The organism is Pontibacter sp. HJ8, from assembly GCF_054824225.1.
On sequence record NZ_JSYF01000053.1, the window covers coordinates 1 to 13,690 of the forward strand.

Consider the following 13,690-nt stretch of genomic DNA (forward strand, 5'->3'; position numbering starts at 1 on the left):
CACTTTCACAGCATCCGCCCGCCGATCAGCTTGAAATGCTTGGCTATCGGGACAGTTGCCCGGAAGACTTAGGCAATGGCCTTACAGTTGTTTTTGAGGAAACTGGTAATCGTGTTGTGGTCTGACGGGAGTTGCCCCAACAGCCACGTAACCTCCAGGTTGCGATGGCACTTACACTCCAGGTAACGGGAGGAGTGGATGTGGCTCAGCTAGCTGTAGACAAAGAGTAAGAACAGTGTGGACGGATGAAATCCAAAGACGGGAAAGCCTTGGCCGTAAGTTGCAACTTTATAGAAGATAACCTACCCTGCCTGGTAAGCTTGTTGGACCAAGCGGTGGCAGGGTACGCCGTATTTATACCCTGTTGAACAATGCAGTTGGCGCAGACCGTGAAAGTCTATTATTTCGGTCGAGGACTTTGTCCAGAATTTTAAGTTCAATGTATATAGTTTATTAGGGTTGTCGCAGCTCTGCGCCCCGCACTTGAAAAAAGCCAGCTACGGCTCCTTCTTCAACATGAGTTCCATGAGCTCGGTTAACAAAAGCTTGGCCAAGAGCGACTACGCGGCTTACAAGGCGGACATCAACCACATGACCACGATCTTCATGTCCACCAGAAGGTAGATTGTGTCCGAAAACCTGTTTAGCCAATGCTACCCCTGGCATAACCTATCAACATGCCCACGTTCATCAAGAAGGCCAAATAAATCTTCATTACCAGCCTATAGCCCTTTCTCTCACCCCAACTCAATTTCCACCTGGTTGCGCAGCAAATCCTCATAAGTGTCGCGCTGCCGGATAAGTTTGGCTTCGCCATTGATGACCAGCACCTCGGCTGGCCGGAAACGGGAGTTGTAGGTGGAAGCCATGCTAAAGCCGTACGCGCCGGCGCTCCGAATAGCAATCAGGTCGCCTTCCCGCACCTGGTGCAACTCGCGGTCTACGGCAAAGTTGTCGATCTCGCATATGTTACCTACCACGGTATAGGTTTCGGCAGGGCCAGCCAGATTCGAAGCATTCACAATCTCATGGTACGCGTTATAAAGCATTGGGCGGATCAGGTGGTTGAAGCCTGAGTCGAGGCCCACGAACTCAGAGCCTCCGTTGCGCTTGCGCAGCACACAGGTCGTCAGCAGCGTGCCGGCGTTGCCTACCAGGTAACGACCCGGCTCAAACCAGAGCTGCAGCCGGCGGCCATATTTCTGGCAGAAGTCGGAGAACACGCCGTCCAGTTGCTTGCCCAACGCCACCACGTCGATCACCGGGTTGCCGTCGCCCACATCCACCTTGATGCCCCCGCCGAAATCGATGAAGTCGAGGTTACGGAACTGGAGGGCGATGTCGAACACTGCTTTGGCGCCGTTGATGAAGATCTCCGGGCTCATGATCACCGAGCTGGAGTGGATGTGAATGCCGTCGATATGCAGGTTATACTTCTCTTCCAGCGCCTTCACGTCGCTTACCTGGTCGATGGAGATTCCGAACTTGGATTGCTTGTGCCACCATTCTACCTTCTCGGAGTTGGCCTGCGCGGCGATGTGCGGGTTCAGGCGAATGCAAACCGGCACGCTGCCGCCATACTTCTGCCCAAACCGCTCCAGGTTCGACAGGTTCTCGATGTTGATCTTCACGCCCAGTGCCACGGCCTCCTCTATCTCAGAAAAGTCCACCGCGTTAGGGGTGAAAACGATCTCCTGCGGCTTGAAGCCCACGTGCAGCCCCATCCGCAGCTCCGGCAAAGACACGGTGTCCAGCCCCAGGCCCTCCCGGAGCATCAGCTTCAGGATGTTGATGTTGGTGAGGGCTTTGCAGGCATACTTGATGTGCAGGTCCACGGTGCTGAAGCCTTCCCGAAATTTTTTGATCTGCCCGCGGATGTGCTCGGCATCGTACACATAAAGCGGCGTGCCGAACTGCTCCCGCAGCTGCTCTACGGGTATTCCCTGTATTTTATACTTGTTATCTATCAATTCCATGCCTGTTGTCGGGCTAATGTTGCGATGTCGTTTAAAATGATGTCCTCCGTTTGGCGGAGCTCGATGGTACGTTCCATCAGTTCCCGCACCCGGGCCAGCTGGTGCGGCTTTTCGTGGTAGAGCAGGTTGTTGCGCAGGTGCCACGAGAGCATGCCGTGCGCGCCCCACTGCAGGTATACGGGCAGCAGCGCCCATTCCTCTTCCTGCAACGGCCGGTGGCGGGTATAGGCAGCCAGAAAACTTTCCGCCAGGCCCATGTCGAGCCGGTTGTCTACAAAGCAGAAGCCGTTCATGCTCATGCCCACATCCATGAGCAGGTGGTCGGTGCAGGCCTCTTCAAAGTCGATGATGGCCAGCAGCTTGTCGCCCGCAAACAGCGTGTTGTTCGGAAACACATCGCCGTGAATGATACCCCTTGGCAGCGGCCTTGCCAGGAGCGGCTCCAGGTAAGCGGTCTGCTCTTCAAAGTAGCGGAAAATGTCCGGGTACTGGTTGGTAGCCTGACTGAATTCAGCGATCAGCTGCTGGCAGTTGCGAATGTGCACGGCGTTCGTTTTCTGCAGTTCCGGCCCCAGCTGCAGGGTACTAAGCTTGCCCACAGCCTCTCCTATTTCGGCCGACGTAGCCGGATTCACTTCCGGTTCCTGCCCCTGCACAAAATCGTAGAGCATGACGTTCTCTTCTCCCACCTGGGTCACATACGCCCCGTTCGGCCTTGGAATCGGGTAGGCAGTAGGAAAAGCAAGCTGCCGGAGCTGCTGCATGAGCGTTGCCTCATATGCAAGCAGTGCCAGCGGTTGCTGCCGGCACAGGCGCAGCAGCACCGGTCCGGTGGCCGTCCATACTTTGTAGTTGACGTTGGCGTAACCCGAGGCCAGTTCTGTAAAGGAAATCGCGTCCAGGCCATACGCCTGCAGTGCTTCCTGCACCAGTTTATACTTCATAAGGGGCCTACTTGTCGTTTCGCTCATACGGTCTAATCGTAAAGCTATAAGAATATTTCGCGGCGGGCAAGGTATACTGCGGGTGCGTGCGGGCGCCCCAGGTGTTGTCGCCGCCCACGCCCATCTGCCGGTAATCGATGTGGAGCGTAACCAATTCTCCCGGTTTGATCTCATTGCCGTGCTTGTTAGGAGCCTCGCGGCCCGGATATGCCAGTTGCTCGGTATCAAACTGGTGTGCCGTGATCTCTACCGTGGGTGCCCCTTCGATGCGCAGGCCGGTGCCGCTTTGGTTGTAAAGGTTTGCCCAGCGCACATCAGTTTTGTTGCCGTTCTCCTGCGGCCGCACATATGGCACGTACTGGTCCCATACGCTGCCTTCGTAAATTCCGACCAGCGCCGCGGTGTTACGGTCCCAGTAGTTCTCGAACGGGCCGCGGCCGTACCACTGCAGGTTGTTCAAATCGCCAACCAGTTGCACCTTCATGCCGAAACGCGGCAGCTCGGGCAGTGAGTCATTCGGCGCAAGATCCTGCTGCACCTTTACATGTCCGTCGCCGTGGATGGTATAAGTGGTTGTGAGCGCAGCCTTTCCGCCTGCCACATCAGCTGCAGTACGGATCACGTAAGCGCCTTTGCCCTTTTCAACCAACACATTAGTAAGGCTACGTTTGGCGCCTGCCATTTTCCAGATAGCCGCCCGGTCCTGCAGGCCGTTGCCCAGGTCGTTGTCGGTGGGGTGGCGCCAGAAGTTGGGCTGCAGCGGTGAGAGCAGCATTTCCTTGCCTTTATATTTGTAAGAAGTGATGGCGCCTGTTGCCTTGTCAAAGTATAAACTGAAGTCTTTGCCGCTGACCGTAAGCCCGGTCTTTGTTTCCTTTGCCTTCGGGCGCTTGCCATTGACGCTTTGCTGTACCACGGCCGGAGCTTCCCCAACTGGCAGCTGTACCCAGGCCACCTCGTGGTTTTCCGGCAAAAGCTGCTCCGCTGCCTTGGTATAGAAGCGAAGATTCAGAAAATACTCTGCCCCCGGTTTTAAAGTATACTTTGAAACCGGTAGGGTAAGTGTTGTTTCTTCCTGGGGTGCCACGGTAAAATCAGCCTGCTTGCCAGAAGCCACCGCGCGCCCATTTTCGAGCAACTCCCAGGTCAGGTAGAATTTATCCAGGTTGGTAAAGAAGTAGCGGTTGCGCAGGCGCACCTGGCCGGCTGCCGCATCTACAGGCTCTACCTTGATGTGCTGGTATACTTTCTTTACTTCCCAGTAGTAAGGGTACGGCGTGCGGTCGGCGCGAACGAGGCCGTTGGCGCAGAAGCTCGAGTCGTTGGGGAAATCGTTGAAATCGCCGCCGTAGCCCCAGATGGCTTCGCCCTCCTTGTTTTTGGTCAGGATGGTCTGGTCGACCCAGTCCCAGATAAAGCCGCCCTGCAGCACCTCGTACTTATCGATCACGTCCCAGTAGTCCTGCAGGTTGCCCACGCTGTTGCCCATGGCATGCGCGTACTCGCACAAGATCAGTGGCTTTTCAGGCGACTTCCTGGCATACTCCTCGATAAAGTGCTTGTTCTTGTACATGGGCGCTACGATGTCGGTATGGGCCTCGTACCAGGCAGGCTGGTACTGCACCGGCCGCGTGTCGCGCTCCTTCAGCCACTTGTAGGATTTTACAAAATTGCTGCCATCGCCGGCCTCGTTGCCCAGCGACCAGATGATGATGGACGGATGGTTTTTGTCGCGCTCGAACATGCGCTCGATCCGGTCGACGTAGGCCTTTTCCCATGCAGGGTTGTCACTCAGAAACGCATAGCTCTTGGGGTGGAACTGCATGCCGTGTGCCTCAATGTTGGCCTCGTCTACCACGTACAGGCCATACCTGTCGCAGAGTTCGTACCAGCGCTCGTCGTGCGGGTAGTGGCTCATGCGCACGGCGTTGATATTGGCCTGCTTCATCAGCGTGATGTCCAGCAGCATTTGCTCTTCCGACATGGCCCTGCCTAACTTGGGGTCCCACTCGCAGCGGTTCACGCCTTTGATGTCGATGGCCTTGCCGTTTACCAGCAGCTGCTTGCCCTTGATCTCCACTTCCCGGAAACCAACATTAGTAGGGATGACCTCCAGTACCTTGCCGTCCGGCGCCTTTACCGAAAGCAGCAGTTTGTAGAGCGTAGGCGTTTCGGCGGTCCATTTGGCCGGGTTCTGCAGCTTGGTGTTGAAGGCCAACTTCTCTGCAAACGGTTTTTCCTGCTGCCATACTTTCTTGCCGGCGGCATCCAGGAGCTCGGCTGCTATGGTATACTTCTCCGATGTATACTTGGCCGAAGCAGGCTTTTTATACTTGGCCAGCTCCAGCGCTACGTTCAGGGTCGCGTCGCGGTAATCTTGGTCCAGGTCGGTGGTCACGAAAAAATCCTGAATGTGCGCTACCGGTACGGCATACAGAAATACGCTGCGCTCCAGGCCGCTGATCCGCCAGGTGTCCTGCCCTTCCAGGTAAGAGCCGTCGCTCCAGCGGTATACTTCCACGGCCAGGTCATTTTGCCCGGCTTTCAGGTAGGGGCTGATGTTGAACTCGACCGACGTTTTGCTCACCTGCATGTAGCCCACTTTCTGCCCGTTCACCCACAGGTACATAGCCGAGCGCACCGAACCCAGGTGAATGATCACCTGCTTTTCCTTCAACCAATTGGCCGGCACACTAAACTTGCGCTTGTAAGAGCCCACCGGGTTGTCTTTGGGCACATAAGGCGGATCGGGTTTGAAGGGATATTCCTCATCCAGGTAGATCGGGGTGCCAAAACCCTGGAGTTCCCAGTTGCTCGGCACTTTGATATCCTTCCAGGAACTGGTGTTGTAGGAGGTCTGGTAAAAATCCTTCGGCCGCGCTTCCGGGTTGGGGGCATAATGGAATTTCCAGGTGCCGTCCAGCGAAAGGAAGTTCTTCGATTGCTCTTTTTTGCTTTCCAGTGCCAACGCCCGTGTCTCGTAAGGGAAAAGCGTGGCGTGTGGCTTGAGGGTGTTGCGGGAGATGATCTGCTCGTTTTCCCAGTCCGGCTTTGCCGCGGTTTGCTGCTGCGCCTGCAAAGGGCCGGTCAAAAGGCTGAGCAGGGCCAGGCAGCCAAGTATCGTATTTTTCATGATCAGGATTACTCGTTCAACAACATTAACACATGGGCAGCCGACCAGCTAAAGTGCGCTGCGTTTAGGCGCTCGCCCGTTACCGGGTGGTAATTTTCGTGGAGGGGAGCATCGCCTAACAGGCCGTTGCTGTTGCGCCATAGCTTTTGCTGCAACATCGCCGCCTCCTGGGTATAGCCATACTTGCGCAAGCCCTGCAAACCGAAGTAAGCCTGGTCGAGCCACACCGGGCCGCGCCAGTAGCCCTTGCGGGGGTTAAATTCCGGGTGGCTCGCATCCAGGGTCGGGAATGGCACGTGGGTGTTGAATACCTTTGGATCCATGATTTTGGCCTGTACCGCTGCCGCCTGCTCTTTGGTGGCCACTTCGGCCCAAAGCGGCAGCCAGCCTTCCGGCCCCATCACCTTGATTTTGGACTTGTCCTCCAGCCGCACGTCGTAGAAGTAGCCGGACTCGGCATCGTAAAACACTTCCCGAATCTGGGCGGCCAGCTGCTCTGCCTTCTGCAAGTATGTTTTGGCTTGCTCTGCTTTGCCCACGGCCTGCAGGAGCTGCGCGATATACTTTTTCTCGGCATACAGGTAGCTGTTCAAATCCACCGATTCCTGGTTCAGCGACCAGGCCGAAGCATTGTTTTGAAGCATCACCGCTTTGTCGAAGCGCACGGCGTTGTCCATACCGCTTTCCCAGGCAGCCGCAATGCGGGTGCCGTCGGTAGAGCCATACTCGCACAGCCCGTTTTGGTCGTGGTCGCGGTTCGCATACCACCAGGCGTGGTACTTGAGTAATTTGGGCAGCAACTCTTCCACAAAAGCTTTGTCGTTTGTTTTCTCGTAGATCTTGTGAATGGCCCAGCCCGAGAGCGGGGGTTTGGTATCGCGCCAGTTGTGCTGCTCGATCAAGGTATCGCGGAAAATACAGTCGGCAATCATGCCGTACTCGTCCTGGTAATCGTACATGGTGCGCATCTGGTCTTTGGCAAGTTCGGGGTGGAACTGCACCAGGGCCACGGCATGCTTCCAGGAGTCCCAGGCCCAGAAACCGTGGAAGCCGCGGTAGGCATAGGACGGAAACACACCTGCGTGCTTCAGTTCCCCGGCCGGGGTTCGCCAGTTACTGGCCAGTGTGATCAGTGACTTTACCGCCAGCCTGCTGAGGGTATCGTTCTTCGCCTCCGGTAGCACCTGTTGCACGTAACTGTTCCAGCGCTGGGTGTTTTGAGCGAATTCTTCCTCCGGATTTTTAAAAGCGGCTGCTATGACCGGCTGCTCCTGCGCCAGCTCCTCTTCCGAGAACACCGCGCTTTGCGCCAGCAGTAACTGCACCTGCTCATCTTTTTTGATTGTCTTATCTTGGTGCGCCGCCAGTTCATACTTGTTTTCGGCTACCTGAACCTTGACTGTCTCCGGCACCCACAGGCGCACAATGGTGTTCTCTTTCTTTTGCTCGAGGCGCACGCCCTTGTCTGTTGCTTTGAAGTGGCTGTCGGGTAGCCAGGTAGTACCGCGCCAGCCGGCCTGCAGGTCCGCACCGGTCTTGTTGGTGAGCTGCACTTGCACGAGGGCCGAGCGCGAAGAAATAAAGATCAGCTCCATCTTCAGGTCGAGCTCTTTGCCTGTGTAAGTCTGCACCAACTTGCCAGGCAGGTATACCGCTTCAAAAGCGGCCGAATCCAGCGCAAGCGGCTTGCCGGTGGCAGCATTGGAAAAGTATAAATTGGCAAGCGATGGCGAAGCCCACACCCCGTTTTGCTGCGTCATCAGGAAAGGGCCGGTAAAGCCGCCGGTAAAGTGGGTAGGCAGGCTGTAGGCGTGCCAGGCACCCAGATCGGAGAAGGCCGAAAGGCCCGACTTGCCCATCACTTTGGCCGTGGCAGGCGCTTCCTGCAAGGCCAGCACATTGGGGTAAGCCTGCTGCAGGTTGGTTTCGCCGCTGCTGTGGTCGTTGCTCACGGTACAGGCAACAGGCAGGGCAGCAAGCGTACAGAAGTATAAAAAGCGTTTTAAAATCATGGTAAAGTTTTACTGCCGGACATGCAGGCGCACTGCACTACCTAAGTTGGCAGTGCAGTGCGCCCTTAATTGTCCTGTTATTGAATTTTTGGATTGTTGGCTTTTTCGGAGGATGGGATCGGTAAGAATTTATCCTCTGCCGCGTTGAAATTCTGGAATCCCCTGGAGGCGCTGCTGCGGATGGCCGTCGTCATGACCTCATCGCCCCAGCGGCGCAGGTCGTAGAAACGCTGCCCTTCCAGCGCGAACTCCACTGCCCGCTCGTGCATGATCTGCGCCCGCAACTGGGCCTGCGACGTGGCTGTGGTGGCTGGCATGTCGGCACGGGCCCGTACCTGGTCAACGTATACTTTGGCTTCACCCGACTTGCCCTGCTCGTTCAGCGCTTCGGCGTACATGAGCAACACATCCGCGTAGCGCATCAACACGTTGTTGATGTTGGATCTATACTTGCGCGGCGCATCCCAGGGAGCTATACTTCGGAACAGGTACTTTTTCCAGGCTATTTTGGTATTGCCCTCGCCAAACACGTCGTCGTAGGTTTTGCCATAGATCGAAACGTCCGGGTCGTCGAAGAACAGGGTGCCGTAGAGGCGGGCATCATACTTTCCTTTTTTCGAGGTTTTGCCTTCTTTCTTCATCTCGTTCAGCAGCGACTGCGTGGGCAGCATGGCTTCCCAGCCGCCCATCTCGGTGGCGGCTACGTTGTAAATGCCCGCGTACTCCACGGCGCTTCCAGCCACTTGCTTGTCTGTAAAAGCGATCTCGAAGATCGACTCGTTGCTGAGCTCGTTGGAGCCGTCGAACAGGGAGGCAAAATCAGGTGCCAGCCCGTATACGCCCAGGTCCATCACCTGCTTCAGGGCCTGCTCGGCCTGCGCCCACTTGTGCTGGTGCAGGTAGGCTTTTCCCAGGAAGCTAAGCGCGGCTCCTTTGGTGGCACGCCCCTTGTTGTTGGCATCCCAGGTGGCGGGCAGGTCTGCGGCTGCCTCGGTAAAGTCCTTCTCGATAGCGGCCCAAACGGCCTCCCGCTCCGACAGGGGTTGCAACAGTTCGTCAGCGCTTTCCGGCAAAAAGTCGAATACCACGATCTTTTCCCAGTTCATCAAGAGGCGCATGTGGTAGAGTCCCCGCAGGAACTTGGCCTGCCCCACGATTTTATTTTTCTGGTCGGTGCTGATCTGCTCCTCCGTCATCTTGCCCACGTGGTGGATCACCAGGTTGGCCGCCGAGATACCCCGGTACTGGCGGTTCCAGTAATCTTCGAGGCGCCCGTTGTTGTCGGTCACGCTGTACATGTCGAAGGCTTCCTGGTCGGGGTAGTTGGCGATCACGTCGCTGCCAGCCTGCACAAAATCGGAGCCGAAATTCTCCACCACGAAGGCCACCTCGGTATGGCTCCAGAAGCCCAGGTTCAGGCGCTCGTAAGCCACCACCAGGCTGTTCTCAGCATCTTCGGGGTTTGTCCAGAACTTCTCGGAGCTGAGCTTGTCTTTCGGGAACTCGTCCAGCACATCGTCGCTGCAGCCCACGGTCAGACAGGACAGCGAGGCGATCATCAGGTATCTGTATAAATGATTTTTCATGATCTTAGAAGTTAACTTGAAGTCCGAGTAACATAGTTTTTACATTAGGGTAAGAGCTGAAGTCGGTACCGGCATTCAGCGTACCGCCCACCTCCGGGTCAATGCCGGAGTAGCCTGTCCAGGTGAACAGGTTCTGGCCGCTCACGTACACACGCAGCCGCTCTATACTTGCCTTCTGGGTAAGCGAGGCCGGCAAGGTATAGCCCAGCTGGATGTTGCGCAGGCGCAGGTAGTTTCCGTCCTCGATAAAGCGGGTAGAGTTGCGGCGGGCATTCTGGTTGGGGTCTCCAAACACGGCCCGGGGTACGTCGGTGTCCCGGTTCTCCGGCGTCCAGGCGTCCAGGGCAGAGGTCATGTAGTTCTCGTAGTTGTCCATGGCCTCAAAGTTCTGCCGTACGGCGTTGTAAATTTTGAACCCGGTGGCCCCGTACAGCTGCAGCGAGAAATCAAAGGCTTTGTAGCTTGCCGAAAGGTTTGCGCCAACGTTGAACTTCGGGAAGCCCGAGCCGGCATAGACCAGGTCCTCGGAGTTGATTTGCCCGTCGCCGTTCACGTCGCGGAAACGGATATCGCCGGGTTGTGCGTTAGGCTGCACCTGCACCGTGTTGCCCTCGGCATCTTTACCAGTATGCGCCTGCACTTCCTCATCTGTCTGGAAAATGCCGTCCGCCTGGTACACAAAGAACGAGCCGATCGGATAGCCCAGACGCGAGCGGTTGGCCGGCTCCCCGTCAATAGTGGTATCATCCCCCAGGAACTCGTCGCGGGTGGTGTTCGCTACTTTGGTGATCTTGTTGGAGTTCTGAGCCAGGGTCAGACCGGCGGTATACTGAAAAGCACCGATGGCCTTGCGGTACTGGGCCTCTACTTCAATTCCTTTGTTCTCCACGTCGCCGAAGTTCACGTTCAGGTTGTTGAAACCGGCAGAGCCGGGCAGTACCAGCGGAATGATCATGTCGCGGGTGTTGCGCGTGTAGTAGTTCACGGAGCCGGAAATGCGGTTATCGAGCAAGCCAAAATCCAGGCCCAGGTTCACGGTTTCAGCAGTTTCCCACTTCAGGTTTGGGTTGGGGATGTTGGTAAGGGTCGTGCCGATGCGCTGGCTCTCGGCGGCGCCAAAAGGATAGCGGTAGCCGGATACGGTGTTTACCTGGTAATCGTAAGCTCCGAGGGTAGCTTCGCTGCCCAATTGCCCCCAGCTACCACGCAGTTTCAGGGAGGAGATGAAATCCACCTGGAAGAACTCTTCTTCGCTCAGCTTCCAGCCAAAGCCGAAGGAAGGGAAAACACCCCAACGGTTGTTCACCCCAAACTTAGAGGAACCATCGCGGCGCACAGTGGCCTGGAAAAGGTATTTATCGAGTAAGGCATAGTTTATGCGTCCGTACTGCGAAAGCCTGGAAATAGCTGTACCGGATCCTTCGTTCGTGGTCACGCCGCCCTGCCCGGCGCTCAGCGTACCGAAATTGGGGTCCAGGAAACCGGTAGGTACTTCAGTACCATCGGCGAGCACCTGCTTGCCCTCTACCGAGGTAGCGATGAAGTTGTCTTCGATCCGCTGACGGGAGCCGCCCAACAATACCTCAAGATTGTGGTTGCCAAACTGCTTGTTGTAGTTGGCGAAAAGCTCCAGGTTCGTTTGCTGGTACTCGCCCCGGAACTCGTATACTTCATGGAAGCGCACCTCTGTTTTGTTGCCCACCTGGTAGGGTTTGGTGTGGCGGTAATTGAAGGTGTTGGCATTCTCTAAGCCGGCTCTGCCTGTTACTTTCAGGTTCTCCATCAGGTCGAAGGTAGCCGAGAAGTTGGTGGTCAGGTTTTCCTCGGCAGCGGTGTTCTTGTTGTAAAAGTCTACCCCCAACGGGTTTTCGTGGTCGGGCAGGTCATTGAACAAGTTGTCGTCGATGTAGCCGAAGCCATATTTCTTGGCGGGATCACGCGCCGGTATAATGGCAGGCATGGAATACGCCTCGTAGATGCTGCCTCCGAAAATGTGGTCGTCGTTCTCGACATAGTAAACATTGGCATCTACCGAGAGCCTTCCTTGTTTGGCACCCACCTTGGCGCGGAACTGCTTTTTCTCGCGGTCTTCGCCCTGCAGAATGCCTTCGCGCAGGTTGTAGCTGCCCGACAACATGTAGTTCACGTTCTCGGTGCCGCCGCCCAGGGTCAGGTTGTAGTTCTGGAAGGTGCCGTTGTCGAACAGCTCGCTTACCCAGTCGGTATTGGCAGTCCAATTGCCACTCAGAAAATCAGGCGCTTCCATACCTGCGTTTTGAGCTGCCATACGCGCCACGCGGCTGTAGCCTTCGCTGTCCACCAGTTCCAGTTTGTTCTGTAGCTTGTCCACGCCGTAGTAGCTGCTGAACTCTACTTTCATCTTGCCCGACTTGCCGGACTTGGTGGTCACAATCACCACGCCGTTGGCAGCCAGCGAGCCGTAGATTGCCGCTGCAGCACCGTCTTTGAGTACTTCTATACTTTCAATGTCGTCGGGGTTGAGCAGGTCGAAGTTGCCCTGGATGCCGTCGATGATTACCAGCGGGTTGTTGCCGCTCAGCGAGCGCACGCCCCGGATGTTGATGTCGGTGCCGGCACGCGGATTGCCCGTACCGCGGCGGATCGTAACGCCTGCAACTCTTCCCTGCAGGGCGTCGGCCGGGGTGTTGGTCGCGATCTTTTTCACTTCCTCGCCTTTCACCGAGCCTACGGCGCCGGTCAGGTCGCTTTTCTCCTGTGTACCGTAGCCTACCACTACCACTTCATCCAGGGCTTTGGAATCATCGGCCAGGGTCACGTTAAGTATTGTGCGGTTGTTAAGGGGGATTTCCTGCTTCTGATAGCCTATGTAGGAGAACACAAGTGTTCCATTGCCGTCAGGTAGGGTGAGCGTATACTTCCCCTCCGAATCTGTAGGAGTGGCCAACGTTGTTCCCTTCAGCAGCACGGTGACGCCGGGCAGCCCTGTCCCACTACCGTCCGTCACGCGTCCGGATACCTTCACTTCTGTCTGGGCACCTTGCCGCTGAGGGACTCCGGTTGCTCCGGGTGATGTCTCCAAAGCTTTGGGAATGCGAATGTGAATGTTCTGATTGATGAGCTTAAACTCAAGCCCCGTTTCTGCCGTGATCCGTTCCAAGACTTTATTAAGCGGCTCTTTATGCGCCCGGATAGAGATCGCACTTCTGCCGGAAAGCTCTTTTTCATCAAATGTGAAACGAAAGGGGGTCTGCGTCTCAACGAGTTTGATGAATTCCTGCAAAGAGGCCTGATGGAGTAACAATGTGACCTTTTCTTTTTGCATGTTAGGCTCCGTGCCAGTCGCATAGGAAGAAATGACGTTTGTCCATAGCATGAAAGCCAAGAACAAAGTTTTTCTTGTCCTACCTTTTAATAGGTAGTAAAGACAGTTTTTCATAAATTTGTGTGTTTGATTTTGAGTTGATTCAGATTGAACAACTGCCTCTACTCCAAGAATATGCGCCAACAAATTCCTTGGGAGGCATCTGCAGCCAGGCCTGCTTCAGGTCTGGCTGTATTCATTGCCGTGTTTTGTCCATATTACAGGGATTGGTTAAACATGATTTTCACGCGGCCACCGTCACGGGTATAGGTAAAGCCCTTCACAAAGCCAATCCCCTGCAACACCTTTTCCAGCGTTTCCTGGTTATACTCCCCGGTGTAATTCCATGCCAGGTCTTGTTTGCCAGCCGTGTCTATTTCAATGTCCACCCCATACCAGAGTTCCAGCTCTCTTACGACCTGGTTCATATCCGCCTTTTTGAAATATAACACCCCTTCTTTCCAGGCCAGTACCTCCCGCCGATCGAAAGATGAAACTGCGTATTGCTGCGATACTTTATCATAAGACAGCTGCTGGCCGGGCGTCAGGCGGGACAGTTGCCGCTGCCGGCCCTGGTCCTTTTTCTCTACCTCCACTACACCCGTAGCCAGGGCTACGGTGATGGTGCTATCGTGCAAATTGTAGTCTATGTTAAAAGAAGTGCCCAGGGCCTGCGTGGAAATCCTGCCGGTATGC

Annotated in this window: 9 protein-coding genes; 1 reads left to right on the forward strand and 8 read right to left on the reverse strand. The window is 55.8% G+C overall.

The features are described from left to right. Positions 1 to 68: 68 nt before the first annotated feature. Positions 69 to 209, reverse strand: a complete 141-nt coding sequence (locus OB13_RS03140; RefSeq protein WP_461488701.1) for a transposase — start codon at positions 207 to 209, stop codon at positions 69 to 71. A gap of 193 nt (positions 210 to 402) precedes the next feature. Here OB13_RS03140 and OB13_RS03145 point away from each other — a divergent pair, with 193 nt between their 5' ends. Beyond that, entirely contained in the window at positions 403 to 624 is a 222-nt protein-coding gene (locus OB13_RS03145) for an SDR family NAD(P)-dependent oxidoreductase (RefSeq protein ID WP_461488702.1), read from the forward strand. Between the two features lie 113 nt (positions 625 to 737). On the opposite strand, the gene lysA is transcribed toward OB13_RS03145, so the two are convergent. From lysA to OB13_RS03180, 7 genes are all read right to left on the reverse strand, one after another. Next, a complete protein-coding gene (gene lysA / locus OB13_RS03150) occupies positions 738 to 1,976 on the reverse strand; it encodes a diaminopimelate decarboxylase (RefSeq protein ID WP_461488694.1) in 1,239 nt (412 codons plus the stop codon). Beyond that, positions 1,967 to 2,920, reverse strand: a complete 954-nt coding sequence (locus OB13_RS03155) for a homoserine kinase (RefSeq protein WP_461488695.1) — start codon at positions 2,918 to 2,920, stop codon at positions 1,967 to 1,969. Before OB13_RS03155 ends, lysA begins: the two co-directional genes overlap by 10 nt. 7 nt (positions 2,921 to 2,927) lie before the next feature. Beyond that, positions 2,928 to 6,053 carry a beta-galactosidase, LacZ type gene (lacZ, locus tag OB13_RS03160; protein WP_461488696.1) on the reverse strand — a complete coding sequence of 1,042 codons (3,126 nt, stop codon included), beginning with the start codon at positions 6,051 to 6,053 and terminating at the stop codon, positions 2,928 to 2,930. An 8-nt stretch (positions 6,054 to 6,061) separates the two neighbouring features. Next, positions 6,062 to 8,065, reverse strand: coding sequence for an MGH1-like glycoside hydrolase domain-containing protein (locus tag OB13_RS03165; protein ID WP_461488697.1), 2,004 nt, complete (start codon positions 8,063 to 8,065; stop codon positions 6,062 to 6,064). Between the two features lie 77 nt (positions 8,066 to 8,142). Next, positions 8,143 to 9,651 (reverse strand): RagB/SusD family nutrient uptake outer membrane protein, encoded by a 1,509-nt coding sequence (locus OB13_RS03170; protein WP_461488698.1) that lies wholly within the window; start codon positions 9,649 to 9,651, stop codon positions 8,143 to 8,145. A gap of 4 nt (positions 9,652 to 9,655) precedes the next feature. Further along, entirely contained in the window at positions 9,656 to 12,955 is a 3,300-nt protein-coding gene (locus OB13_RS03175) for a SusC/RagA family TonB-linked outer membrane protein (RefSeq protein ID WP_461488699.1), read from the reverse strand. 257 nt (positions 12,956 to 13,212) lie between these two features. Further along, on the reverse strand, positions 13,213 to 13,690 hold a 478-nt coding region (locus tag OB13_RS03180; protein WP_461488700.1), incomplete at its 5' end, for a FecR family protein.

What these genes read in the sequence shown, in the direction of transcription:
- OB13_RS03175 (WP_461488699.1), bottom strand. Translation starts at nt 12,955, where the DNA reads ATGCAAAAAGAAAAGGTCACATTGTTACTCCATCAGGCCTCTTTGCAG.
- OB13_RS03170 (WP_461488698.1), bottom strand. Translation starts at nt 9,651, where the DNA reads ATGAAAAATCATTTATACAGATACCTGATGATCGCCTCGCTGTCCTGT.
- OB13_RS03165 (WP_461488697.1), bottom strand. Translation starts at nt 8,065, where the DNA reads ATGATTTTAAAACGCTTTTTATACTTCTGTACGCTTGCTGCCCTGCCT.
- OB13_RS03155 (WP_461488695.1), bottom strand. Translation starts at nt 2,920, where the DNA reads ATGAAGTATAAACTGGTGCAGGAAGCACTGCAGGCGTATGGCCTGGAC.
- lacZ (WP_461488696.1), bottom strand. Translation starts at nt 6,053, where the DNA reads ATGAAAAATACGATACTTGGCTGCCTGGCCCTGCTCAGCCTTTTGACC.
- lysA (WP_461488694.1), bottom strand. Translation starts at nt 1,976, where the DNA reads ATGGAATTGATAGATAACAAGTATAAAATACAGGGAATACCCGTAGAG.